The organism is Streptococcus panodentis (assembly GCF_017884005.1).
Lineage (GTDB): Bacteria > Bacillota > Bacilli > Lactobacillales > Streptococcaceae > Streptococcus > Streptococcus panodentis.
In genome coordinates this window covers 1-23,670 of sequence record NZ_QFAY01000011.1, presented here as the reverse complement: position 1 = coordinate 23,670, position 23,670 = coordinate 1, and the positions used below count along the sequence as shown (strand labels likewise).

General features: G+C 49.0%; 18 protein-coding genes, 17 tRNA genes and 1 pseudogene. 1 reads left to right on the top strand and 35 read right to left on the bottom strand.

Annotated elements, in window-relative coordinates; genetic code table 11:
• Positions 1-35: 35 nt before the first annotated feature.
• The 12 genes from purH to DHL47_RS06185 all read right to left on the bottom strand — a co-directional run bounded on the left by purH (position 36) and on the right by DHL47_RS06185 (position 14,348).
• Entirely contained in the window at positions 36-1,583 is a 1,548-nt protein-coding gene (gene purH / locus DHL47_RS06240; protein ID WP_209551250.1) for a bifunctional phosphoribosylaminoimidazolecarboxamide formyltransferase/IMP cyclohydrolase, read from the bottom strand.
• Entirely contained in the window at positions 1,576-2,049 is a 474-nt protein-coding gene (locus tag DHL47_RS06235) for a GNAT family N-acetyltransferase (RefSeq protein WP_209551249.1), read from the bottom strand. Before DHL47_RS06235 ends, purH begins: the two co-directional genes overlap by 8 nt.
• A gap of 19 nt (positions 2,050-2,068) precedes the next feature.
• Complete coding sequence (locus DHL47_RS06230; RefSeq protein ID WP_209551248.1) at positions 2,069-3,049, bottom strand: hypothetical protein; 981 nt, start codon at positions 3,047-3,049, stop codon at positions 2,069-2,071.
• Between the two features lies 1 nt (position 3,050).
• Positions 3,051-3,602 (bottom strand): phosphoribosylglycinamide formyltransferase, encoded by a 552-nt coding sequence (purN, locus tag DHL47_RS06225; protein WP_209551247.1) that lies wholly within the window; start codon positions 3,600-3,602, stop codon positions 3,051-3,053.
• Positions 3,599-4,621 carry a phosphoribosylformylglycinamidine cyclo-ligase gene (gene purM, locus DHL47_RS06220; RefSeq protein WP_209551301.1) on the bottom strand — a complete coding sequence of 341 codons (1,023 nt, stop codon included), beginning with the start codon at positions 4,619-4,621 and terminating at the stop codon, positions 3,599-3,601. The genes purN and purM overlap by 4 nt, the downstream gene beginning before the upstream one ends.
• Before the next feature lie 58 nt (positions 4,622-4,679).
• Complete coding sequence (gene purF / locus DHL47_RS06215) at positions 4,680-6,119, bottom strand: amidophosphoribosyltransferase (protein WP_128837518.1); 1,440 nt, start codon at positions 6,117-6,119, stop codon at positions 4,680-4,682.
• Positions 6,120-6,251: 132 nt separating this feature from the next.
• Complete coding sequence (locus tag DHL47_RS06210; RefSeq protein ID WP_209551246.1) at positions 6,252-9,980, bottom strand: phosphoribosylformylglycinamidine synthase; 3,729 nt, start codon at positions 9,978-9,980, stop codon at positions 6,252-6,254.
• Positions 9,981-9,998: 18 nt separating this feature from the next.
• Positions 9,999-10,706: a phosphoribosylaminoimidazolesuccinocarboxamide synthase gene (gene purC, locus DHL47_RS06205; protein WP_209551245.1), complete on the bottom strand. Its 708-nt coding sequence runs from the start codon at positions 10,704-10,706 to the stop codon at positions 9,999-10,001.
• Positions 10,707-11,155: 449 nt separating this feature from the next.
• Positions 11,156-11,404, bottom strand: coding sequence for an acyl carrier protein (locus tag DHL47_RS06200; RefSeq protein ID WP_128837516.1), 249 nt, complete (start codon positions 11,402-11,404; stop codon positions 11,156-11,158).
• Positions 11,401-12,405 carry a phosphate acyltransferase PlsX gene (plsX, locus tag DHL47_RS06195; protein ID WP_128837515.1) on the bottom strand — a complete coding sequence of 335 codons (1,005 nt, stop codon included), beginning with the start codon at positions 12,403-12,405 and terminating at the stop codon, positions 11,401-11,403. Before plsX ends, DHL47_RS06200 begins: the two co-directional genes overlap by 4 nt.
• Positions 12,386-13,183: a DNA repair protein RecO gene (gene recO, locus DHL47_RS06190; protein ID WP_209551244.1), complete on the bottom strand. Its 798-nt coding sequence runs from the start codon at positions 13,181-13,183 to the stop codon at positions 12,386-12,388. The genes plsX and recO overlap by 20 nt, the downstream gene beginning before the upstream one ends.
• The gene (locus DHL47_RS06185) at positions 13,176-14,348 is read right to left on the bottom strand and encodes a pyridoxal phosphate-dependent aminotransferase (RefSeq protein ID WP_128837513.1); all 1,173 of its coding nucleotides are present in this window, start codon (positions 14,346-14,348) and stop codon (positions 13,176-13,178) included. The genes recO and DHL47_RS06185 overlap by 8 nt, the downstream gene beginning before the upstream one ends.
• Before the next feature lie 385 nt (positions 14,349-14,733).
• Here DHL47_RS06185 and DHL47_RS13690 point away from each other — a divergent pair.
• Positions 14,734-14,868 (top strand): annotated as a pseudogene (locus DHL47_RS13690) (IS110 family RNA-guided transposase); the annotation flags it as partial.
• 326 nt (positions 14,869-15,194) lie between these two features.
• On the opposite strand, the gene srtB reads toward DHL47_RS13690, so the two are convergent.
• The 23 genes from srtB to DHL47_RS06070 form a co-directional block, all read right to left on the bottom strand.
• Positions 15,195-16,028: a class B sortase, LPKTxAVK-specific gene (srtB, locus tag DHL47_RS06180; protein WP_209551243.1), complete on the bottom strand. Its 834-nt coding sequence runs from the start codon at positions 16,026-16,028 to the stop codon at positions 15,195-15,197.
• A gap of 372 nt (positions 16,029-16,400) precedes the next feature.
• The gene (locus DHL47_RS06175) at positions 16,401-17,012 is read right to left on the bottom strand and encodes a hypothetical protein (protein WP_209551242.1); all 612 of its coding nucleotides are present in this window, start codon (positions 17,010-17,012) and stop codon (positions 16,401-16,403) included.
• Between the two features lie 1,211 nt (positions 17,013-18,223).
• Entirely contained in the window at positions 18,224-19,189 is a 966-nt protein-coding gene (locus tag DHL47_RS06170; protein WP_128837510.1) for a ribose-phosphate diphosphokinase, read from the bottom strand.
• Positions 19,190-19,315: 126 nt separating this feature from the next.
• Positions 19,316-20,530 carry a peptidoglycan hydrolase PcsB gene (gene pcsB / locus DHL47_RS06165; protein WP_128837508.1) on the bottom strand — a complete coding sequence of 405 codons (1,215 nt, stop codon included), beginning with the start codon at positions 20,528-20,530 and terminating at the stop codon, positions 19,316-19,318.
• 96 nt (positions 20,531-20,626) lie between these two features.
• Entirely contained in the window at positions 20,627-21,127 is a 501-nt protein-coding gene (gene mreD / locus DHL47_RS06160; RefSeq protein WP_209551241.1) for a rod shape-determining protein MreD, read from the bottom strand.
• A gap of 1 nt (position 21,128) precedes the next feature.
• On the bottom strand, positions 21,129-21,944 hold the full coding sequence (gene mreC / locus DHL47_RS06155) for a rod shape-determining protein MreC (protein WP_209551240.1): 816 nt from the start codon (positions 21,942-21,944) through the stop codon (positions 21,129-21,131).
• A 76-nt stretch (positions 21,945-22,020) separates the two neighbouring features.
• Positions 22,021-22,108, bottom strand: a tRNA-Ser gene (locus DHL47_RS06150).
• Between the two features lie 9 nt (positions 22,109-22,117).
• Positions 22,118-22,191, bottom strand: a tRNA-Ile gene (locus tag DHL47_RS06145).
• Between the two features lie 35 nt (positions 22,192-22,226).
• A tRNA-Gly gene (locus DHL47_RS06140) sits at positions 22,227-22,297 on the bottom strand.
• Between the two features lie 11 nt (positions 22,298-22,308).
• Positions 22,309-22,381, bottom strand: a tRNA-Phe gene (locus tag DHL47_RS06135).
• 4 nt (positions 22,382-22,385) lie between these two features.
• Positions 22,386-22,459, bottom strand: a tRNA-Met gene (locus tag DHL47_RS06130).
• Positions 22,460-22,477: 18 nt separating this feature from the next.
• Positions 22,478-22,567, bottom strand: a tRNA-Ser gene (locus DHL47_RS06125).
• Between the two features lie 12 nt (positions 22,568-22,579).
• Positions 22,580-22,653 (bottom strand) — tRNA-Ile (locus DHL47_RS06120).
• Between the two features lie 13 nt (positions 22,654-22,666).
• Positions 22,667-22,740, bottom strand: a tRNA-Met gene (locus DHL47_RS06115).
• Between the two features lie 5 nt (positions 22,741-22,745).
• Positions 22,746-22,819: transfer RNA gene (locus DHL47_RS06110), tRNA-Pro, on the bottom strand.
• A gap of 22 nt (positions 22,820-22,841) precedes the next feature.
• A tRNA-Arg gene (locus tag DHL47_RS06105) sits at positions 22,842-22,915 on the bottom strand.
• A 24-nt stretch (positions 22,916-22,939) separates the two neighbouring features.
• Positions 22,940-23,025: transfer RNA gene (locus DHL47_RS06100), tRNA-Leu, on the bottom strand.
• A gap of 7 nt (positions 23,026-23,032) precedes the next feature.
• Positions 23,033-23,104, bottom strand: a tRNA-Gly gene (locus DHL47_RS06095).
• Between the two features lie 14 nt (positions 23,105-23,118).
• Positions 23,119-23,191, bottom strand: a tRNA-Thr gene (locus DHL47_RS06090).
• A 10-nt stretch (positions 23,192-23,201) separates the two neighbouring features.
• A tRNA-Leu gene (locus DHL47_RS06085) sits at positions 23,202-23,283 on the bottom strand.
• A 5-nt stretch (positions 23,284-23,288) separates the two neighbouring features.
• Positions 23,289-23,361: transfer RNA gene (locus tag DHL47_RS06080), tRNA-Lys, on the bottom strand.
• A 38-nt stretch (positions 23,362-23,399) separates the two neighbouring features.
• Positions 23,400-23,472 (bottom strand) — tRNA-Asp (locus DHL47_RS06075).
• Positions 23,473-23,493: 21 nt separating this feature from the next.
• Positions 23,494-23,566: transfer RNA gene (locus tag DHL47_RS06070), tRNA-Val, on the bottom strand.
• Between the last annotated feature and the right edge of the window lie 104 nt (positions 23,567-23,670).

Sequence of the window (23,670 nt, the reverse complement as noted above, 5' to 3'; positions counted from 1 at the left end):
ACTATTGACTATGTAAACTTAATTACTATTCATTCTCAATGCCTAAAATGCCTTACACCGGTAAAAATCATGGTCAGGCCGTGCTTGTCAGCCGCCTCGATCGACTCTTGGTCCCGGACTGAGCCGCCGGGCTGGATGATAGCCTTGATGCCGGCTGCAGCGATTTCTTCGATATTGTCCGCAAAGGGAAAGAAGGCGTCAGAAGCCAGAGCTGCACCCTCCAGCCGGTCCTTGGCCTGGTCGATGGCAATCTTGACTGATGCCACCCGGTTGGTCTGACCCGGGCCGACACCCAGAACCTGGTGGTCATCCGTGATGATGATGCCGTTAGACTTGACATACTTGACGGATTTCCAGGCGAATTCCAGAGCCTGGCGTTCCTGCTCACTGGGCTGGCGCTTGGTCACGACCTGCCAGTCGGATGGATTTTCCTCGACCACGTCTTGATTTTGGACCAGCAGGCCGCCTAGGACTCCGGTCACTTCTGCTTCTGCTCCAGATGCAGCTTGGGCTTCAAAAGCCAGCTGCAAAATCCGCAGATTTTTCTTTTTATTGGTCAAAATGGCTAGCGCTTCATCCGTATAGCTCGGTGCGATGATGATTTCCAGAAAAATACCATGCATCTTCTCAGCTGTCGCAGCGTCTACCTGCCGGTTGAGGACCACGATGCCGCCGAAGATCGAAACCGGGTCAGACTCATAAGCGTAGTCCCAGGCCTGCTCAATGGTCTCACCCTGGCCGATGCCGCAGGGATTCATATGCTTGAGGGCTACTACAGTCGGCTGGTCCTGAAAGTCACGGATGATGCGGATAGCCGCATCCGCATCCCGGATATTGTTAAAGGACAGTTCCTTGCCGTTGAGCTGCTTGGCAGAGGCGATGGAGTAGTCCAGAGGCAGGGCCGTTTGATAGAAATCCGCATCCTGCTGAGGATTCTCCCCGTAGCGCATAGGCTGCTTGAGCTCATAGGTTAAGGTCAGCTTTTCAGGCTTGGCTTCGCCCACCTGAGCGGTGAAATAGTCGGCAATCAGAGCATCGTAGGCCGCTGTATGGCGGAAGACCTTGGCTGCCAGACGCTTGCGGGTTTCTAAGCCGGTCTTGCCGTCTGCCGTCAGCTCAGACAAAACAAGAGCATAGTCAGCCGGATCTACCACAACGGTCACACTGGCATGGTTTTTAGCTGCTGAGCGCAGCATAGACGGTCCGCCGATGTCAATATTTTCCACCGCCTCCGCATACTCCACACCCGGCTTCAAGATGGTTTCCTTGAAAGGATAGAGGTTGACCACGACTAGGTCAATGAGGTCAATACTGTGCTGCTTGGCCGCATCCAGATGGCTGTCCAGATCTCGGCGAGCCAGAAGACCGCCGTGAATCTTGGGATGCAGGGTCTTGACCCGGCCGTCCATCATCTCAGGGAAGCCGGTCACATCATCGATGGCAATGGTTGCCACCCCTGTCTGGTCCAGGGCCACCTTGGTCCCGCCAGTTGAGATAATATCCCAGCCCAGAGCCTTGAGCTCTTTTGCAAATTCTACAATGCCTGTCTTGTCTGATACACTGATCAAGGCTTTTTTAGTCATTTTTTTCCTCTTTCTTTAGGTCTAAGCGCATAGCGACTTCTTTATATTCTTCAATCCAGCCGGTTTCCTCAAATCCCAGACTGGTCAGCAGCTGCTTCATCTTGTCATTGCCCTGGACATAGTCCGCCACCAAGTGGTCACAGGCCACATCAGCCTTCGCCTGCTCTATCAGCGCCTCCAAGGCCTTGCGTCCGTAGCCTCGCCCTTGGTATTGCTGGCCAATCATGATCCGCCAGATAAAGTATTCTGACTCTTCTTTGTCCATTTCCAGCAGGACAAAGCCGATCACTTCCCCATCCCAATAAATGGCTGTTGGAAAGACATCACCGTTTTCTCGGTAGAGCCAGGCATCGGCCAGTGAGCGGACATTAGGTGCCACAAAGCGGGCCCGCTCATCGGCTTCAGAGATTTTCAAATCCAGCACAGCCTGAAAACTGCTCTTATCTACTAGTTTCAGCTCAATCATTTTTACTACCAAGCATTCTTCACCGAATCACCACAGCAATAGCCGCTGAATAGGCTCCAATAGCTGTCACCAATCTGTCTTTAGCTTCCGGTTTATCCAGACTATGATGAGCCATCAGGATTTGCTTGTCCTTCTTGCTCTCTCCCTTGACTAAAATAGTCGCAGCACGAAGCAGGGACATGAGGAGAAGCAGCCCAGGAGCTCCGTAAACAAGCTGATTGCCCCTGCCAGAGATTTCCAGACTTTTCACCCGTTGCAGATCCGCGATGGCAAAATTTTGACTAAAAGCAAGCAGATGATTTTTGTAAATGGCCAGTCCGACCGTTTGGTCCAGATAGGCTGCGCCGCTTTCGATATTGTTCAAGTCGCCCATGAGTTCCGGATAGGCTTCAAAAAAGGCTTTTGCAGCTTTTTTGGACTTGCGCCAGCGCACCAGAATGAAGATATTGGGAAGGGCTGCAAAAATTGCATAGAAAATCAAGGCAAAAAAAGCTGCCTGAGCGAAATTCCAGACTGGATTTTCCAGATCAGAGATAGAAAAATAATCTTCCTCATTAAAATAAAGCTTTATTTCTCTGGGAATATCCGGCAACTGGCTGGTTTTCTCGACAATCTCTGTGATTTTTTCGTTCTTCCTGGAACCATTTCGGCTGCCCAAAACTCTCTGCGGCTGGTCTGACAGTTTGTCCGCATTTTTCAGGAGATTTTTGGTATCTTCACTGTTGGGATCCGCCTGCAGGACAAAATACTCCGTCAGACTATCCGACAGCCAGTAGCCCGCCAGATAAAGATTGGTCCCGTCCACATCCGTCGCCAGCGGCTCAGACTGGAGGTAGTTGATACTGATGTAGCTGTTGCCTTTGACTGCCATCCAGTTGTTGTTATGAGTTCTAATCGAATCTTTAAAAATATCCTTTGTGATCATAATCGATATGAACAGCAGCAAAGCTGACATGACCGCCATGAAGATTTCAATTTTCCCTAAATATTTCACTTTCATCTTATCTTTTCTCCACACCCAAACTCTCCAAAACTGCCGGATAGAGCTGATACTCCGCGGCATGAATCCGTTCTTCAAAACGCTCCAAAGTATCAGCTGCTAAGCGCGGCACGCGCACTTGTTTGATGACTTTCCCAGTATCAACGCCGCTGTCCACCCAGTGAACGGTCACGCCGCTCTCAGCGGCACCGGCCTGCCAGGCGTCCTCAATCCCGTGGGCACCGGGAAATTCCGGCAGATAGGCTGGATGGATATTGATGATACGGCCTTCATAGGCCGCCAGAAGAGTGGGCCCAACGATTTTCATGTAGCCGGCCAGACAAACCAGATCAATCTGGTGCTCAGCGAGCAGGGCCGCCACAGCCTCTTCATAGGCCGTCTTGCTGTCAAATTCCCTGAGCTCAAAGGCATAGGAAGGTACACTCAGCTGTTCCGCCCGCTTGAGGACATAGGCATCGCGATGGTCAGAGAAGACAAATTCCACTGGGAACTGTTCTGCTATGACCTGAAAATTAGACCCATTGCCAGAGGCAAAAACTGCTATTTTTTTCATTTAATCATGACACTTTCATTTTCCTTCTTGACAATCCGGCCGATTTCGTAAACGGGCTCCTCCAACAGTTCCTTGACCCGGTCTGCATGTTCAGGTGCCACAGCCAGAATCATGCCCAGCCCCATGTTGAAGATTTCAAACATTTCCTCATGCTTGATGCTGCCGTATTTTTCAAGAGCCTTGAAAATCGGCAGAATCGGAATCCGGTCTTCTTGGATTTCCGCAGCCAGCTCTTCCCCAAACATGCGGGGCACATTCTCGATAAAGCCGCCGCCGGTGATGTGAGCAATCCCATGAACCAGCTCTTCCTTAATCAGCGGAAGCAAAGCCTTGACATAGATGCGGGTCGGCTCCAGCAGCACTTCCTTGAGCTGTTTGCCTTCCAGTTCTGGCAGAACTTCCTCGCCTGTGTAGTCCGTAAAGACCCGGCGGACAAGCGAATAGCCGTTTGAGTGAATGCCGCTGGAAGCCAGCCCCAGCAGGACATCGCCTTCAGCCACTTTGGAGCCGTCAATGATTTGGGATTTTTCAGCCACACCGACTGCAAAACCAGCCAAATCATAGTCGTCCTGACCGTACATGCCCGGCATTTCAGCGGTTTCTCCGCCAATCAGGCCAGCACCGGCCTGGACACAGCCCTCAGCCACGCCGGCCACCACCTGCTCCAGCTTGGCTGGCTCATTTTTCCCAGTAGCGATATAGTCTAGGAAATAGAGCGGCTCAGCCCCCGCAGCGATGATGTCGTTGACACACATGGCCACGCAGTCCTGACCGATGGTATCGTGCTTATCGTACTGGATGGCCAGCATGAGCTTGGTGCCGACCCCATCCGTCCCGGAAATGAGCACCGGCTCCTTGACATCCAGCGCCGACAGGTCGAACATGCCGCCAAAGCCGCCCAGAGCGCCCAGAACACCTGCACGCTCCGTCTTTTTCACATGCTTTTTAATCCGCTCAACCACTTCATATCCCGCTTCAACGTCCACACCGGACTGAGCGTATGCATTTTTATTTGTCATCATTTCGTTCCTTATGTTTCTTTCTGCAAAAGATTGTGACAGCCCTCGTTGACCCGTTTCAATAAAAACTGGTCTGTTCTTTCAAACTCTCCAGATAGCGCTCCTCATAGTCATAAAGCGGAGTAGGATATTCCCCGTCAAAATAGGCTACGCAGAGACCGCCGTTGGGCGCATCGGTCTCAATGCCGACCGACTCAATGAGGCCCTCCAGAGACAGATAGGTCAGGCTGTCTGCCCCGATAATCTCACAGACTTCCTCTACCGTATGATTGGCCGAGATGAGCTCCCGGCGGTTCTGAATATCAATACCGTAAAAGCAAGGGTATTTGAGCTCTGGACTGCCAATCGCCACGTGAACCTCGGCCGCCCCGGCATCCCGCAGCAGCTGAACGATGCGGCGGCTGGTCGTTCCCCGTACGATGGAGTCATCTACCATGACCACGCGCTTGTCCTTGACAATGCTGGAAACAGCTGATAGCTTCATCCGAACTCCCTGCTCCCGCAGTTCCTGCGTCGGCTGGATAAAGGTCCGCTGGATATACTGATTTTTAATCAGGCCCATTTCATTGGGCAGGCCGGATTCTTCGGAAAAGCCAGAAGCCGCAGAGAGTGACGAATTGGGCACTCCGACTACAATATCCGCCTCGTGCTGAAATTCCTGCGCCAAGCGGCGGCCCATCCGCTTGCGGGCCGCATGGACATTGACGCCATGAATGACACTGTCCGGCCGGGCAAAGTAAACATACTCCATGGAGCAGATAGCCAGCTGGGTGTCATCCGTATAGCGGTCGTAAACAATGCCCTCATCATCGATAATGACCAGCTCTCCCGGCTTCAAATCACGGACCCATTCAGCTCCGACTACCTCAAAAGCACAGGTCTCACTGGACACTACCCAGGCTCCATTTTTCATACGGCCGATGGACAAGGGCCGAAAACCATTGGGATCCAGCGCTGCATAGAGCTTGTCCTCACCCATGACCAGATAGGCAAAGCCGCCCTTGACCCGATTCAGGGATTCCTTGAGCTTAGCGAGAAAAGTGTCCTGCCTGCTGTGGCGAATCAGGTGCATGAGAATTTCTGTATCCGAAGAGCTGGCAAAAATGGAACCCTGCTCCTCCAGTTCCCGCCTCAGCGAATGGGCATTGGTCAGATTGCCATTGTGGGCCAGACCCAGCTGCATATCATAAAAGCTGAAAAAGAAAGGCTGGACATTGTTGATAGAAGCGCCGCCGGCTGTCGCATAGCGCACATGGCCGATAGCTGCCTCCCCTGTCAGATTCTCCAAATCTGCCGGATGTTTAAAAACCTCTGAAACCAGACCCAAATCACGGTAGCGTTTCAGCTGCCCGTGGTCATTGGAGAGAATGCCCGCCCCTTCCTGACCGCGGTGCTGCAGACTGTGCAGCCCAAAATACGTGACCTGAGCAGCCTGTGGATGGCCCCAAATCCCAAAAATACCGCACTCTTCATTAAGTGACTTTACTTCGTATGTCATGATTAACCCTATATTCTTTACTGTTTAAAACCAGAGAGAAGCCAGCCGCTGCCGGCTAAGGCCCTCCCAGTCTCAGAAGCTGTATGCATCGACCGCTTTTTTATGAAACACCCTCTTCATGAGGAGCGTTTCTTATTTTCCTGTAAAATAACGAACGGCGCTTTCAAATAATTGCTGATCCTTCTGACCCGGAATATTTTGGAAAAGACCATCCTCATAGCGTTCAGAATGCCCCATCTTCCCGATAATTTGGCCATTTTCACTGCAAATTCCTTCAATAGCATAGACAGAACCATTTGGATTGTAGCGGCTGTCCATGCTTGGCCTGCCCTCGAAGTCCACATACTGGCTCCAGATTTGGCCCTTGTCACGCAGCTGGGCAAATTCCTCTGCGGTGACGACAAACTTCCCTTCACCATGAGAGACCGGAATAGCATGAATATCCCCCACCTGCACACCAGTCAGCCAAGGCGAATTGGTATTGGCAATGCGGGTTTCCACCATTTTAGCAACGTGCTGATTGGCATCATTGTAAAAGAGGGTCGGACTGTTTTCACCAGCTGCTTCAAAATTGCCGTAAGGCAGCAGACCGGACTTGACCAAAGCCTGAAATCCATTGCAGACCCCAATGATGAGACCGCCGCGAGCAATGAAAGCATCAATGGCTGCCTTGACCTTTTCATTGAGCAGGATGTTGACGATGAACTTAGCGGAGCCATCGGGCTCGTCGGCAGCAGAGAAGCCGCCTGCAAAGAAGATGATATTGGCCTTGACAATGTTGTCAACCATGGTGTCAACGGACTTGACAATGGCTGCTTCATCTAAAGTAACGAACGGAACTAGATCGACCTTGGCTCCAGCTGCCTCAAAGGCCTTAGCTGAGTCATACTCGGAGTTGGTCCCCGGAAAGACGGGGATATAGACCAGCGGCTGCGCAACCGTCTCTTTAGCCTTGACAACTGTGTCAGACACTACAGCCGGCACTTCCTCGATGATGGTCTCCTGCTTAAATGTTGTTGGATAGATTGGCTCCAGCCGGCCTTCAAAGCTGGCCAGAAGCTGAGCACCCTGAAGCTGGACATCATTGACCGTCAGGGCAAAGTCAGACTTGGTCTGACCGATTTTGACAGCGCCTGGAATAGCCTGCTCCGGACTGGTAAAGACAAAGCCGCCCAGCTGCGCCTGCAGGACTGAAGACAAGTCAGCCACCTGCACCTGAGCTCCGATTCGGTTTCCAAAGCTCATCAGAGCCAGACTTTCTGCCAAACCGCCGTATTTAACCGCCGCTGCCGCTGTTATCTCATGTTCCGCCTGAATGGCCGCAAAGCGCTCAAAGTTGCCCTTGATCAAGGCAAAATCAATGTCCTGAGCCAAGACCTGGCCCGGCAGATAGTAGATGCAGTCGCCGGCCGCCTTGAATTCTGGCGACAGAATGCGCTCCGCAGTGGAAGTCGTCACCCCAAAGGCCACCAGAGTCGGCGGTACGGTTAATTCCTCAAAAGTTCCGCTCATGGAGTCCTTGCCGCCAATAGAGGGCAGCCCCAGCTGAAGCTGCGCTTCAATAGAGCCCAGCAAGGCGGCCACTGGCTTGCCAAAGCGGGATGCTTCCTTGTCCATGCGCTCGAAGTATTCCTGATAAGAGAAGCGGGCCTTGTCCCAGTCAGCCCCGGCAGCCACCAAGCGGGCTGTCGCTTCAATCACTGCATAGGCCGCGCCATGGTAAGGCGACCAGGCCGCCAGATAAGGATTATAACCCTGAGCCATGACGGAGACTGTCTCTGTCTTGCCGTGCTCCACTGGAAGCTTCTGCACTGAAGCCTCAGTCGGCGTGATTTGGTAGCGGCCGCCGATTGGATGATTGACAGTTGAGCGGCCGACTGAGCTGTCAAAAATGGTCTGCAGCCCCTTTTGGCTGGCATGATTGAGATTACCAAGCAGTTCTTTGAGGTCGCGTTCCAAGGTCTCTGCGGACGTTGTCACCTGTCCCGGCAGAACTGCTTCATCATCTACCACCTGTGCATCCACCACCACGCGCACGCCATTGGTGTCTAAGAAGCTGCGCTCGATGTCTACAATGGTTTGACCATTCCAGTGCATGACCAGATTTGGCTTGTCTGTCACTCTTGCCACCACGACTGCCAAGATATTTTCCTTGGCTGCTGCAGCGATAAAGGTTTCCGCATCTTCCGGACGGACTACAACGGCCATCCGCTCCTGCGACTCAGAAATCGCGATTTCCGTCCCGTTTAGGCCCTGATACTTAAGCGGCACCTTGTCCAGCTCGATTTCCAGACCGTCGGCCAATTCTCCGATAGCCACACAGACCCCGCCAGCTCCGAAGTCGTTTGATTTCTTAATGAGACGAGTCACATTGCCATCGCGGAAGAGCCGCTGAATCTTGCGCTCCTCAATGGCATTCCCTTTTTGGACCTCTGCCCCTGCTGTCTCTACCGACTCTGCTGTCTGTACCTTGGAAGATCCGGTCGCTCCGCCGACACCGTCCCGGCCGGTCTTGCCTCCCAGCAAGATAACCAGATCACCTGCCGCTGGCTTTTCGCGGACGACATTTTCCTTAGGCGCCGCACCGACTACCGCTCCCAGCTCCATGCGCTTAGCGACAAAGCCCGGGTGGAAATACTCACGGACATAAGTCGTCGCAAGACCAATCTGATTGCCATAGGAGGAATAGCCGTGGGCCGCCGTCTTAGAAATAACCTGCTGAGGAAGCTTGCCCGGGCGGGTTTCAGCAATCGGCTGGCTAATATCGCCGGCCCCAGAAATCCGCATAGCCTGGTAAACATAAGAACGCCCTGACAGCGGATCGCGAATCGCCCCGCCGATACAGGTTGCCGCTCCGCCGAAAGGCTCGATTTCTGTCGGATGGTTGTGGGTTTCGTTTTTAAACATAAGAAGCCAAGGCTCTTTGACGCCGTTGACATCAACCTCAATCTCCACCGAGCAGGCATTGATTTCATCGGATACTTCTAAATCAGCCAAGCGGCCCTTGGCCCGCTCATAGCGACCGAAAATCGTCGCCATATCCATGAGGGTCTGCGGCCTGTCCTCACGGCCCAGCTCCTTTCGCATAGCCAGATACTTGTCATAGGTGGTCTGCAGCTGCTCTTGAAACTTAGAAGCCGAAAAATCAATCTGCCGCAGCTCGGTCTCAAACGTCGTATGCCGGCAGTGGTCAGACCAGTAAGTGTCCAGCACCTTGAGCTCGGTCTCCGTCGGAAAACGGCCCAGCGACTTGAAATAGTCCTGAATAAAGAGCAAGTCCGCCACTTCCATAGCCAGCCCCTGCTCCTTTTTATAAGCCGCAAAGTCCGCTTCTTTATAGTCTCTGAAAAAGTCCAGCACCGGAATGGTCTTGTCAGATTCTGAGAACTGCTCCAGCTCGATTGGTTTTTCAATATCCTTCAAACGAGAATCAACCGGATTGAGCAGGTATTTCTGAATAGCCGCAAAGTCTGGCTCGCTCACATCGCTGTTGACCAGATAGAGCTGGGCTGTTTTGACCTGCACATCCGTCCCGGCCCCCAGCAAAAAGAGGGCCTCCTCAGAGCTGGCTGCCCGCTGGTCAAACTGACCGGGCAGAGCTTCAATCGCAAAGAATCTGGACCCAGCCAGCGCCTGTGCCACTTCTGTATCCTGCAGAAGCTTGTCCGTCGCCTGCTCCGCAAAAACATGCCTCTCTGCCCGCGCAAAAAGCTCTTCTGCCAGATGAAACACATCATAGACCTGCACGATGCGCATTGAGCGCAGACTGCTCAGCTGCAGATTGTGCTGCAGCTCCGCTGTCAGACTCTCAGCCTTGACCTGAAAATCCGCTTTTTTTTCCACAAAAATCCGTTTGTCCATGCTTTTTATACCCTGTCCTTACTTAATCGCCTGCAGTTTTTCCCATACAATCTGATACACATCGGTCAGCTCACCCAGACCCCTGCGGAAAACATCTTTATCCATGTGGTGTCCTTCTGCATCCCAGAGCCGGCAGTTGTCCGGTGAAAATTCATCCGCCAGAATGATCCGGCCGTCCTGATCAAAGCCAAACTCCAGCTTGAAATCAATCAAACGAAGCCCGATTTGACGGAACCAGTCCGATAGAAGCTCATTGATGCGGCGAGTTTCTTCCTTGAGAAAGGCAATCTCCTCATCGCTGGCAATTTTCAGGAATTTGACATGCTCATCATTGATGAAGGGATCGTCCAGGTCGTCATTCTTGTAGTAAAATTCTACGATAGGCTGGTCCAGCCGAATCCCTTCTTCCACGCCGAAACGCTTAGAAAAAGAGCCTGCCGTATAGTTGCGCAGCACCACTTCCAGAGGAATGATGTTCACTTTTTTATTGAGCTGGTCCGTATCTGAAATCTTTTCGATAAAGTGCGTGGCCACACCCGCAGCATTCAGCTTTTCAAAAATAAAGGCCGAAATCTTGTTGTTGAGCACTCCCTTACCGGCAATCTGCTCTTTCTTCACACCGTTAAAAGCTGTCGCCTGATCCTTGTAGCGTGCCAGAATGACCCCTTCAACATCTGTCGCAAAGATATCTTTCGCTTTTCCCGAATATAACAAGTTGTTAGACATTTTAATATTCGCCTTTCGTAATTTTATAACCTAAGTCTATCATTTTTAAATTAAATTTACAAGAAATTCCGTATAAACTTTCGGTTTTTAACAAAAAAAACCGCTTCCGCTTTGAAGACAGAAAAAAGACCGAACAAAACTCGGTCTTGACTGATATAGTCTTTTAGTTTGCTTTTAGTGCGAGGCTGGGACGAAAGTCCTTCAGTCTCGCTTTGTTTTGGTAAAAAACTCTTGACGCGGTAGCTGATTGCTCAAAAGCTCCAGTGGAGCTTTTGAGGTTATAGATAAAGCTTCTGAGAGGAAGCAGCAAAAGCACTGCTTTGAGGTTGCGGATAGGACTTGCGAAGCAAGTCTCAACTTTGTTCGTCTTTTAGACTCCAAAAAGCTCCTACAAGCCGCTGCTTTGACAGCGATCGTTGCCTGACTTTACTCACTGCTAAAAGACTGTATTAGCTGTGTTTTTTCGCTTTGCTATGAATATAGGCCACCACATCGGAAATGGTGGTGAAATCATCCATGTCGTCATCCGGAATCTCGATTTCAAAAGCGTCTTCCAGATGAATAATAAATTCCATCAAGTCAACAGAATCCACTCCCAGTTCTTCCTTTAATTTCAGCTCAGGAGTAATGTCCAGCTTGCTGCTGTCATGTTCTTGAATGATGTCGACAATTTTTGCATAAATTTCTTTTTCGCTCATTTTTCCTCCTTGGCATCGCTAAATTCGATGACTGACTTACCGACCACATCGGACTCCAGCATGGTCCTGATCTGGCGAATCGTGCTGTAAACGGCTTTGGCATCACTGGATCCGTGCGTTTTAACAACCGGCGCCTTGAGGCCAAATAGAACAGCCCCGCCCGCACTGGAATAGTCCAGACTGTTTTTCAGATCCCGCAGACTGTCCTTGAGCAGCCAAGCTCCTAGCTTCGCCTTCAAACCACCACCCAAAATCGACTTCTTGAGCTGGCCCATGATGCTGATAGCTGTGCCTTCGATAGATTTGAGAACGGCATTGCCGGTAAAGCCGTCAGCAACCACCACGTCGGCTACCCCCTCCATCAAATCACGCGCTTCAACATTGCCGATAAAGTTAAGGGAAGAGTCCGCCGCCAGCAATTCATAAGCCTCCTTGCGCAGAGGATCTCCCTTGCTGCTTTCCGTTCCGTTATTGAGAAGTCCGACCCTTGGCTTGGCAACTCCCCGAACACTTTCCGCATAGAAAGAGCCCAGCGTCGCATACTGATGCAGGTGGTGAGCGGTGTTTTCTGCATTGGCCCCCAAATCCAGCATATCAAAGCCCTGACCGCTGACCGTCGGCAAAGTGGACAGGAGACCCGGCCGGTCGATATTCTTGATACGGCCGACAATAAAGAAACCTGCAGCCAGTAAGGCTCCCGTATTGCCGGCAGACAGCATGGCATCTGCTTCGCCAGCCTTGACAGCCTTGGCAGCCAGTACCATACTGGCCTGTTTTTTCTGACGGATAGCCTTGGTCGGCTCATCATCAGAAGCGATTTTTTCATCCGTATGGATTATGCGGACCCGTTCACTGGCTGTCAGATATTTCTTGATGCTCGCTTCATCACCGTAAAGCTGAATTTCAATATCCGAAAACTCCTGCAAAGCACGGTTGGCCCCTTCGACCAAAGCCTGAGGAGCATGATCCCCTCCCATAGCATCAATGGCTATTCTTTTCATGTGAATCTTCCTCGTTCCTATTTTTTAAGATACTGCCCCAGTCGCCCAGAGAGTCAATAAATTTCTTGGATTTGAGATGAATACCGACATATTCATCATAGAGCTGGTCAATGAAAGCACGCAGCTGCTGCTTCATATCCGCCTTAAGAGAAATGCTTTCCAGCTCGCTGAATTTGACGGCCTGAAACTGCTCCAGCAAAAAAGGTACATTGGGATTGAGATGGCAGCGCCGTTCATCTTTATGATAATGGTCAGGACAAAGCAGTCCGCTGTACCGAAAGGAGAAGTCAAAGGGCAGACCCGTTCGGTGGCAAAAGACACAGTCATGAAAATTCAGGGCAATTCCAAAACGGGACAGAATCTGAATCTCAAAAATATTAGTCAGCACCTCATAGTCCAGACCCTCATCCATCAATTCCAAAGTCTTCTGCAGAAAGACAAAGAGCGCCGAATCCGCCTGATTGTCCGGCAGACTGGCATCCGCCAGAGCTGCGACATAGCTGGCATAAGCCATGATAAAGAGGTCTTCATTGATATGGCTGTAAACCGTCACATCTTGATAATCCTCAATATAGCTCAGACCGTCATCATTGACCTTAACCAGCAAATCCGCTGCTGTCAGGGGCTGAATAACCGGTGCCAGCTTGGATTTTCCAGCATGTTTCACGAAAAACATCCGCTTGCCAGCCTGCTCAGTAAAGATTTTGACCAGCTTGTCATCCTCGCGGTAATTGCGGTTATACAGGACCAGACCCTTGCTGGCCAGCGATTTAAGCATGTTCCTCCATATAATCTTTCAGGCGTTTCAGGGCTTCCTCAATGGTATCCATAGCAGCAGCATAGGACAGGCGGATATAGCCCTCGCCGTAACGGCCAAAAGCAGCTCCCGGAATCAAGGCCACCGCCTTTTTCTCCGCCAAGTCCTGCAGAAAGGCAAAGGAGTCCTGACTGTATCCTGAGGGAATCTTGGCAAAGATATAGAAAGCACCATCCGGCTTAATGATTTTGAAGCCCAGCTCTGCCATTTTCTCTAAAATATAGTCCCGACGCTTGATATACTGGACCTTCATCAGCTCTGCATCATTCTTGCCAGCTGTCAGAGCTTCAATACCTGCATACTGGGCCATCGTGTTGGCCGCTGTCACCAAATACTGGTGACTCTTAATCAGCTGAGCCGTGAAAGCCGCCGGCGCAAAGATTAATCCCAGCCGCCAGCCGGTCATGGCATGGGACTTGGACAGCCCATTGATGACAATAGTCTGCTCAGGCAGATACTCCGCTAGGGAAACATGTCCCTGGCCCGTATAGGTCAGCTCAGAGTAGACCTCATCACAGACAACAAAGATCTCATATTTTTTCAGCACAGCAGCTAAAGCCGCTATCTGATCCCGCGAATAAGTCACCCCTGTCGGGTTGGCCGGGTAGTTGAGAATGACTGCTTTCAGCCGATCGCCCTGCTCTAAAATCGCTGTTTCCAGCATTTCCGGTGTCAGGACAAAGTCATTTTCCGTCGTATCAATTTCGACAATCTCAGCCCCGACCAGATTGACAATCGGCTCATAGCCCGGATAGGCAGGAGCCGGCAGCAGCACCCTGTCTCCCTCCTCTAAAATAGCTGTCAAGGTCGCTGATAGAGCTTCCGTCGCTCCAATGGTCACCAAAATTTCATTATCAGGATTATAGGTCAGATTGTATTTTTCCTGTACAAAATCTGCTGCAGCCTGCCGCAGCTCTAAAAGTCCGCTCATGCCCGTATAATGGCTCTGATTAGCATCAATTGCCGCCTTGGCCGCCTCCTTGATATGGTCTGGTGTCGTAAAATCCGGCTCCCCCAGCGTCAGACGCAGCACACCCGGAATAGCAGCAATCGATTGGTCAAATTGACGAATCAGCGACACTTCAATCTTATCCAAATTCTTATTAAATTTTTTACATAAATCCATAGACACCTCCGACCGGTCAATAGAACTATTATACTATAATACTCTTCGAAAATCAAAATGCCGTGACTGACTACCGCCCTTTTAAAGAGCATGCCCCTCAGACTATCCGGATGGACACTGCATTTTCTCTGCTCCTGCAGTCCTTAGCTCATGATCAAGCAGCCTCAGAGGCCGGCGGCTTTTGCTGCTCCATGAAGCTTCTCTGACTCTGACACTAAGTTTTGCTATTAAAAAAGATTCAATGGCAAAACTGCCGCAAACCGATGCAGCTCCAACAGACAATATGTAAAGACCCCCAGTTGAGCATTCGTGGATTTGCCTGTACACTAGAATAAAAAACAATCAGCTTCTAACAGGAATTACCACACTCAATTGGAGGCCTTATCTGTTTCATTTTACCACACTTTTCATCGGAATGGAGGTTCACAAAGAAAGTTTTTCTCTCTGCTGCTACGATAGGATGGACCATCGGTTCAAACACCAAATCAAAATGGATGCAAATGCCAAATACCTTGTCAACTAGGTGCAGGAACTTCGGAAACTCTACAGTCAAGAGACAGTCCCTCGGACTGAACGAAAGCCGGTAACTGCCTTCCCCTTATCCCCAGCCTCCAACAGTCTTCCGGACTGTTTTGACACAAACTCCGTTTGTTTTATCTCCAACCTCCAACAGTCTCCCAGACTGTTTTGACACAAACTCCGTTTGTTTTATCTCCAACCTCCAACAGTCTCCCAGACTGTTGGAGCAAGGCGGCGCTGACATAGTTTGAAGAGATCTTCGAAGAGGATCAATTTCTGAAGCTCTCAGCTTTTTCAACAGCTCTCTGATTCGAGTCTGTCTTTGCTTTAGCGCGTAGGAGCATAGGCAAGCTGATCCCCGTGCTGAGCCAGAAACTCCTCCAGTTCAGTATCCGGAATCTGACGCAGGTACAGATTAGATCGGATAGTATCGTCTTCCTCACGGCAGGTGGAGAGGACCAAATACTTATCCTCAGCCCGGATGTCAATCGCTGAATTTTTGGTCCGCGACTCCTCATAAATCTTTCGGAGCTGACCAGTAAAATCCTCATCATTCTTAAATTCTGTCCGGTAGAAGGCCGTTTCCTCAGGGACAATGACCAAGCCCATAGCCTCATAGTAAAGCCTGCGCTCCGGTGTCTCAATCACCACATATTTGTGCTGATCAAAATAATCCTGACGATCGTAATAGTTGACATCATTAAACATACGATGATCTCCAGCCTTGCTGCCACGGGCATGGCCAAAAAGCCAGGTTAGACGGTCGCTGAAGTCTTTCTGATTATCCTTGTCCATAAAGACAGTCCCCATATAGGCATCGCGGCCGCCCTCAAAGGTCTTGACCAGATAGGAAGCATTGTCATTGGTCTGCACGACCGGCTCATCCAGCTTTGTTCCTGGAGCATAGACATATGCAATGGTATCCGCATTAACAGCTTTCAGCGGCTTGAAACGATTCGCTAAATAGTCTTTTTCGCTCTGGCTGGAAGCAGAAGTCTGCTCAGGATACAGTCGGACTGACGGCTTTGCGGCCTGCTGGCTGCTGACATGTTTGAAATGCTGAGACAGTAAGACAGCAGCCAATATCACAAATATCAGCCCCCATAAAACTCTCAGCAGCTTCTTGCCGCTGTCAGCTCTTTTTTTACTATTTGTTTCCATAATTTTAAGAAATTTCTCTCTTTCAGTTTGAAAATTAGAAGCAGCTTTCGCAAACTTGTATAAGGGCTGAGCACTGACGTTCGAACGATGAACATTCACACTCGGCAAAGAACCGCTCCACAGCTCCAGCGGAGATTTGCAGAGTGCGGAAGAGTTTTCTGACAGAAAGCAGCAAAAACACCGCTTTGAGCTGTCAGATAAAGCTGCCATTCGGTTCGCTCTTTTGGCCTGATTTGCTGATGATTTCATTGAGTATCAAATCATCATGAGCCAGACAGGACAGCCCGCTTGCAGAGACCTGTCCTAAAAAATATCACCGAACCAAGGAGGGGTTCAGTGACATTGATAGGTTAGCACAAATGAAAGAAGGGACTATTTAACAGCACTTGTTTTTGGAAGGGTATTGTCTCCTTCATCATTTTCTTCACTGTCTGCTGTTTTTTCTTCTTTAGCCGAAGCCTGACTCGATTTTTTCTTATCAGCGGATTTGACTGCTTTTGCTGCCCTAGATGGTACAGTCCCAGCTTTTTTGGCTGGTACATCTACAGTCTTCGTATTGGTACTGCCGCCAGCGGCTTTTGGTGGTGCCGTATCAGTGTTCTGATTAGCAGCTGAACCGGCATTATCAACAGAAGGAGCCGCTGCAGCATTATGTTCATCCGACTGCTGAGGAGCTGGTGTTGTTGATGCTGTTGCACCTTCTCCTATAACGAGGACCTTGTTGCCGTCTCTGTCTTCCATAACAGTGTTTTGGCCAATCGGAGCTCTTCTAGCTTCAGCAACCTGCTGATCCAAAGCTGACTGCGCAGCCTTGTATTCTAATAAGGCATCCATGACTTTGCGGGCTTCCTCATCTGTAGTCCCCTGCACAATTTCGTTCTTTTCAATATTAGGAACATACATACTTCCTTCTTCAGCCGATATAGGAACGACGGTTCCAAAAAGCAAAAGGACCACAATGTTGGACAATAAAACCTTTTTCACTTTTATCTCCTTCTTTTCCTTTTAAAAATCTCTGTAACTCCTAGCCACCTACTATTAGTATAGTGTTATCCCTATCAAAAGTCAAGAAATTTTAAGCCTTTTTTAAGTTTCGAAAAGAGAATTTTAAGCTGAAAATCCTATAACAGCAGGCATTAGACAGTTTGTTATATAAAACTATTTTATTTTCCTTTTCTCCATTCATAATAAGTTTTCATTCCTTTCGCTAGTCAAATGCAAAAAAGAAAGCAGATACTCTATGAACATCATCAGCAAACTAGACAGGAGCAGACACGGCGGTGGGACAGAACTAAATTTTTAAAAATTTAGTTCCCTTCACTCTTTTGTTTCTAAGCTCAGGCTGAAAAGGTCTCCCAGACCTTTTCACTCCCAGCCCGCGAGGCTCTCCCAGTCCGGGGGACTGGGAGAGGTTGGCGATAAAACAAACGCAGTTTGTGTCAAAACAGTCCGGGGGATTGGGAGAGGTTGGAGATAAAACAAACGCAGTTTGTGTCAAAACAGCCCGGGGGACTGGGAGAGGTTGGGGATGAGGAAAACTCTGTTTTCCTCAATGTAGGAGCTTTTTGGAGTCCAAAAGACGAACAAAGTTGAGACTTGCTTCGCAAGTCCTATCCGCAACCTCAAAGCGGTACTTTTGCTGCTTCCTCTCAGAAGCTCTATCTATAACCTCAAAACCTCCATTGGAGCTTTTGAGCAATCAGCTGCCGCGTCAAGAGTTTTTTACCAAAACAAAGCGAGGCTGAAAGACTTTTATACAGTATCTTCCAAAAGATGCATCCCTCTGTGGGTGAGGACTCAGCCATCATGGGAGTCTGTCTCAGCCTCCAGCTCGCTGCCCTATCGTCCTGTACGTTAATCAATAGGCTGAAACTGTCCCCCGGACAGTTTCACTACTAAAAGACTATCCATCAATTTTGCAAGCCAGCGGAGGCGGAACGGCAAAATCAAAGACCCGTCTTACCGATTTCTGACCCGCCGACCAGTCTGCCTTGTCCGCAGTCATCTGCAGAGTGTTCCTCGAACTTGACAAAAACTGGAAGAAGCCCTCTCTCTATTCGCAGCCGCCGACCGTTCGCCAAATTGGTGGAGAAAAGGGAAGCTGACAACGGTTGAATCTAAACGAAATGGAGCATAGAAACGAAAAGACGGGGAGCAAAAGCTTGCAAAATGCGCTTTTGGCCACCGTCATTTCCTTATTTTTTACCAATTTCAAACAGGGGGGATAAAGGGCGTTTTTCATGAATCCGCACAATAGCCTCCGCTAAAAGATGAGCAATGGAAATCTGCTCAATCTTGTCAATCAGCCGCTCTTCCGGCAAGTAAATTGTATCTAAGACAACGAGCTTTTTAATAGCTGATTTCTGAATATTTTCCATAGCAGGCCCTGATAGGACAGGATGTGTACAGCTGGCATAGACTTCAACCGCACCTGCCTCAGCCAAGGCATCAGCAGCATGGCAAATTGTTCCTGCAGTATCAATCATGTCATCAATCAGTATACAGGTCTTGCCCTTTACCTTACCGATAATATTCATCACCTCACTGCTGTTCATCTTATCCACACTGCGGCGTTTATCAATAATTGCAATCGGAGTTTTCAGGAATTCAGCTAATTTTCGTGCCCGGGTCACCCCACCGTGGTCAGGGCTGACCACCACATAATCGCTGCCGACCATGTTCCGGCGCTCAAAATAATCCGCAATCAAAGGAGCACCCATCAAATGATCAACTGGAATATCAAAGAAACCTTGAATCTGAGCAGCATGCAGATCAATCGTCAGCATCCGATCGACACCGGCAATCTCCAGCATATTCGCAACTAACTTAGAAGTAATCGGCTCACGCGCTCTGGCCTTGCGATCTTGACGGGCATAACCGTAATAGGGCATCACCACATTCACCGATTCAGCACTAGCCCGTTTTAAAGCATCTACCATAATAAGAATTTCCATCAGATTATCATTGACGGGCGAACTGGTAGACTGCAAGATAAAGACATGCTTGCCTCGGATTGATTCCTCAATATTGACCTGAATCTCTCCATCGGAAAACTGCCGAACGATTGACTTTCCAAGCGGCAGTCCAATTTCTTGAGCCACACGTTGTGCCAGCTCCTGATTAGAAGAAAGAGCAAAGAGCTTTAAATCAGAAAAAGACATGATTTCCTCCAGATTCTAAATCGTCTTCCATTGTATCCAATTACAATTTTTCCCAACTACCATTGTAACCCTTTTTGGGCAATTTTTCAATCAAAAATAAAAAACGCCAGAGGCGCTTTTCATTCATTAATTTGGATAAATGTAAGAAACTGTACCTTGCGCAGTTGTTGGGTTAAACCAACCACGGTAGTTACCGATTGACTGTTGGCCAAGATAGTTCGCTTCTGACACTTGGATACTTGTTGCTGATTGAACAGCTGTTACAACTGCAACGTGACCATATCCTCCGTCAGTCCAGCATGCAATTGCTCCGACTTCTGGCTGTGAGCCTGTACGGAAGCCTGCTGCTGCTGCGCTCGCAGTCCACTGTCCGCCGTTACCCCAGTAATCACCAGCCCAAGGTGCCAATGTTTTAGCTCCCCAAGTACACTGACCTACTGGATAAGTGCTGGCAGATGAGCTGTAAGTTGGACGTGAAGCTGCTGCCGGAGTTGACTGAACTGTAGCAGCAGGAGCTGCTGCAGCTTGACCGGATGAAGGGTTGCTGATAGTCGCTTGAACCTGTGCTTCAAAAGTCGTGTTGGCAGATGCAAGATTTGCTTGTTGCTGTGCTTCTTGCTGTGCTTTGTAAGCTGCTTCGCGGGCTGCTGCTTCTTCAGCTGCTTTTTGAGCTGCTGCTTTTTCTTCAAGAAGAGCATTCTTTTCACCTTCAGCAGTTGCTTTTTCAGCAGCAAGAGCTGTTTGTGCAGCTTTCAATTCAGCCTGCTTTGTTGCCAAAGCCTGCTCATCGTCAGCAAGCTGCTGTTGGTTAGCAATAACCGTGTTAATCGCTTGGTTGTTGGCTACTTGCTTTTCAGCAATAGCTTCTTTATCCGTTTTTTGCTGTTCCAGCATTTTGTTATTAGCTGAAACAATTTCGCTCATCGCTGTTACACGTGAAATAGCTTCAGTGATTGAGCTAGAGTTCACTACAGTGTTGATGTAGCTGGTAGCAGTTCCGCTTGTTTGAGCACTGCGCGCTTGATTAGCAAGTGACTCATTGCGTGCTACGATGTTTTTAGACAATTCATCAATTTCAGCAGAAAGTCTAGCAGACTCAGCAGATAATTTTTCATTTTCTGCTTTCAGCTCTTCTTGTTGCTTTTGAATAGCTGATACCTGACCTTGAATCGTATCAACCTGCGCTTGTGTAGATTGCTGCTGTTCAGTCAGACTGTTAATCTTGCTGTCTTGAGCAGCAATTTTTTCATCTGTCGTTTCAGCTTTTACACTCACAAGTGCAGCTCCCTGCGAAAGGACAACTGTGCTCAATAAAATTGATGTCAGTAGTTTTTTCTTCATAAAAATAATACACTCCTTCTTATAAGACATTATCTAGTATATCAAAAAATACCGTGTCTTATGTTACGCGTTCATTACATTTTTATTTCTTGTTCATCATAAATAGACTTTTTCAAACATCGGCTGAAACAGCAGAAGAATCAGGCTGTTGAGCAAGAGTGTCGGAACCAAACTATAAATAACAAAAATTTGCAGACTGACGGTTGCCATGCCCAAAATTACAGCAGCAGCAAAGCTGATGAGCTCAAATAGAAAAATAGCTGTGATAACAGATAAAAAGCGGGTCCCTCTGTTTAAAAGCATGACCGAACCTGCCTGACAGACTAAAAAACTCAAAACCGGAAACAGGATAAGGGCAATTCCTACCGTATGAAAATAGTAGACATCATAGATGATTCCCAATCCAAGAAACAGAACAATATTATAATTTTTCGGAAGGTTAATGGACACGAAAATCATAAAAATCAGGATAAAATGACTGACCAGATTCCATCCCAGCGGAAACAAGCCCGTCAGAAAAGTTGACAGCTGACCATCTATCAGCAATACAAAAAACAGAATAAAAGGCGTCAGAATATTCTCTTTAATCGTTCTCATACTAATTTCTCACTAACATGACAGCACGAAGATCGGACAGATCAGCAGCTGGCTGGACCAGCACTTCCTTGTTTAATTGATCCTTAGATTCAGAAACCGACAAAACCTTGCCCACAGGAAGATTTTCTGCATTGTAGGCTCCCAAACCGCTGGTGACAACCGAATCTCCTTCTTTAATCTCCTCAGAACGATTTAACTGACTGACAACATAGGCAGATTTTTCAGCATCATAGCCCGTAATAATCCCATAAATCAGACCAGACTTGGTTTGAATCCGCACTGAAATCTTTGCAGTGCTCTTATCATTAGTCAGCAGCGAAACAATACTGGAACCATCTGCAACATCTGTGACGCTGCCAATCAAGCCGCCATTGGAAACCACCAACATCGAATCCGTTATATTATCAGCTGACCCTTTATCGACGGTTAAATCTTTATTCCAGGAAGAAGGACTCCGTGAAATAACCTCCGCAACCACTTTTACCTCATTCGTATCCGAATCCTTCAGATCCAGCAGCTGCCTCAGCTGCTTATTTTCAACCTGCAGTGAATCTGCCGCAGCAGCTTTTTCGCTTATATTGTACAGTTCACCTTTTAATACCTCGTTTTCTTTATATGTATTCAGCAGGTCAGACATACCTTCCTTTTGTTCAGAAAGAAAGCTGAAAGGAACCGCAATCACCCTATCGAAGATTGAAATAAGATTGGAACCGCTAGATACAAACCAACCGGAAGCCATTGAAAAGAGTAAAACAGTCACAATAAGCAGGACAAAGAGAAAGGAAATCAGAAATTTTGAAGTTTTAAATTTATTCATATTAGAAGAACCTCAGACAAAGAAAAGCAAAAAAATACAAGAAAAGGAGATAGCAACTGCTAAACTCCTTATTTTACGGAGAATGGGGGATTCGAACCCCCGCGCCGGTTACCCGACCTAACGATTTAGCAAACCGTCCTCTTCAGCCTCTTGAGTAATTCTCCAATATTTTATGGGCACGAGTGGACTCGAACCACCGACCTCACGCTTATCAGGCGTGCGCTCTAACCACCTGAGCTACGCGCCCAAGTTAACACTAACTTGGTATGAACTTTAGTTCAAAGCGGGTGACGAGAATCGAACTCGCGACAACAGCTTGGAAGGCTGTAGTTTTACCACTAAACTACACCCGCTCATTCATATATGGCGCGAGACGGAATCGAACCGCCGACACATGGAGCTTCAATCCATTGCTCTACCAACTGAGCTACCGAGCCAAAATTGCGGGAGCAGGATTTGAACCTACGACCTTCGGGTTATGAGCCCGACGAGCTACCTAGCTGCTCCATCCCGCGTTAGTAGTATTGCACTAAAGGAGGATGTGGGATTCGAACCCACGCACGCTTTTACACGCCTGACGGTTTTCAAGACCGTTCCCTTCAGCCGGACTTGGGTAATCCTCCAAGATAACAGTATGGACCTTGTAGGACTTGAACCTACGACCACTCGGTTATGAGCCGAGAGCTCTAACCAGCTGAGCTAAAGGTCCGACAAGATCATTATAGCGGCGAAGGGGATCGAACCCCCGACCTCCCGGGTATGAACCGGACGCTCTAGCCAGCTGAGCTACACCGCCATTTATCGGGAAGACAGGATTCGAACCTGCGACACCTTGGTCCCAAACCAAGTACTCTACCAAACTGAGCTACTTCCCGAACAATTATGGAAATCTTCCAATGCACCCTAGAGGAGTCGAACCTCTAACCGCCTGATTCGTAGTCAGGTACTCTATCCAGTTGAGCTAAGGGTGCTGCTTGTCTTCTTCTCTCGCTTCATGCCGAGGACCGGAATCGAACCGGTACGATCGTTGCCAATCGCAGGATTTTAAGTCCTGTGCGTCTGCCAGTTCCGCCACCCCGGCCTCCTCAAGCGAACGACGGGATTCGAACCCGCGACCCCCACCTTGGCAAGGTGATGTTCTACCACTGAACTACGTTCGCATCTTCTTCTATTATGCCGGCTACATGACTTGAACACGCGACCCTCTGATTACAAATCAGATGCTCTACCAACTGAGCTAAGCCGGCTTATCCTATATGCGGGTTAAGGGACTTGAACCCCCACGCCCTAAAGCGCCAGATCCTAAATCTGGTGCGTCTGCCAATTCCGCCAAACCCGCCCTTATGACCCGTACTGGGCTCGAACCAGTGACCCTTTGATTAAAAGTCAAATGCTCTACCAACTGAGCTAACGAGTCTCTTCCTGCTTGAAATCTACTTATCTTTTAGACTCCAACGGTCCCGACGGGAATCGAACCCGCGATCTTCGCCGTGACAGGGCGACGTGATAACCGCTACACTACGGGACCTATTCTATTTTTAAGAATATATGGGAGTTAACGGGATCGAACCGCTGACCCTCTGCTTGTAAGGCAGATGCTCTCCCAGCTGAGCTAAACTCCCAAAGGGCGGAACCCTGCGGTTCCTGCTGCTAAGCGACTTCCATATCTCACAGGGGGCAGCCCCCAACTACTTCCGGCGTTCTAGGGCTTAACTGCTGTGTTCGG

Excerpts from the sequence above, each read along its gene's own strand:
- purH (WP_209551250.1), bottom strand. The coding sequence starts at position 1,583 with ATGACTAAAAAAGCCTTGATCAGTGTATCAGACAAGACAGGCATTGTA.
- DHL47_RS06235 (WP_209551249.1), bottom strand. The coding sequence starts at position 2,049 with ATGATTGAGCTGAAACTAGTAGATAAGAGCAGTTTTCAGGCTGTGCTG.
- DHL47_RS06230 (WP_209551248.1), bottom strand. The coding sequence starts at position 3,049 with ATGAAAGTGAAATATTTAGGGAAAATTGAAATCTTCATGGCGGTCATG.
- purN (WP_209551247.1), bottom strand. The coding sequence starts at position 3,602 with ATGAAAAAAATAGCAGTTTTTGCCTCTGGCAATGGGTCTAATTTTCAG.
- purM (WP_209551301.1), bottom strand. The coding sequence starts at position 4,621 with ATGACAAATAAAAATGCATACGCTCAGTCCGGTGTGGACGTTGAAGCG.
- purF (WP_128837518.1), bottom strand. The coding sequence starts at position 6,119 with ATGACATACGAAGTAAAGTCACTTAATGAAGAGTGCGGTATTTTTGGG.
- DHL47_RS06210 (WP_209551246.1), bottom strand. The coding sequence starts at position 9,980 with ATGGACAAACGGATTTTTGTGGAAAAAAAAGCGGATTTTCAGGTCAAG.
- purC (WP_209551245.1), bottom strand. The coding sequence starts at position 10,706 with ATGTCTAACAACTTGTTATATTCGGGAAAAGCGAAAGATATCTTTGCG.
- DHL47_RS06200 (WP_128837516.1), bottom strand. The coding sequence starts at position 11,404 with ATGAGCGAAAAAGAAATTTATGCAAAAATTGTCGACATCATTCAAGAA.
- plsX (WP_128837515.1), bottom strand. The coding sequence starts at position 12,405 with ATGAAAAGAATAGCCATTGATGCTATGGGAGGGGATCATGCTCCTCAG.
- recO (WP_209551244.1), bottom strand. The coding sequence starts at position 13,183 with ATGCTTAAATCGCTGGCCAGCAAGGGTCTGGTCCTGTATAACCGCAAT.
- DHL47_RS06185 (WP_128837513.1), bottom strand. The coding sequence starts at position 14,348 with ATGGATTTATGTAAAAAATTTAATAAGAATTTGGATAAGATTGAAGTG.
- srtB (WP_209551243.1), bottom strand. The coding sequence starts at position 16,028 with ATGGAAACAAATAGTAAAAAAAGAGCTGACAGCGGCAAGAAGCTGCTG.
- DHL47_RS06170 (WP_128837510.1), bottom strand. The coding sequence starts at position 19,189 with ATGTCTTTTTCTGATTTAAAGCTCTTTGCTCTTTCTTCTAATCAGGAG.
- pcsB (WP_128837508.1), bottom strand. The coding sequence starts at position 20,530 with ATGAAGAAAAAACTACTGACATCAATTTTATTGAGCACAGTTGTCCTT.
- mreD (WP_209551241.1), bottom strand. The coding sequence starts at position 21,127 with ATGAGAACGATTAAAGAGAATATTCTGACGCCTTTTATTCTGTTTTTT.
- mreC (WP_209551240.1), bottom strand. The coding sequence starts at position 21,944 with ATGAATAAATTTAAAACTTCAAAATTTCTGATTTCCTTTCTCTTTGTC.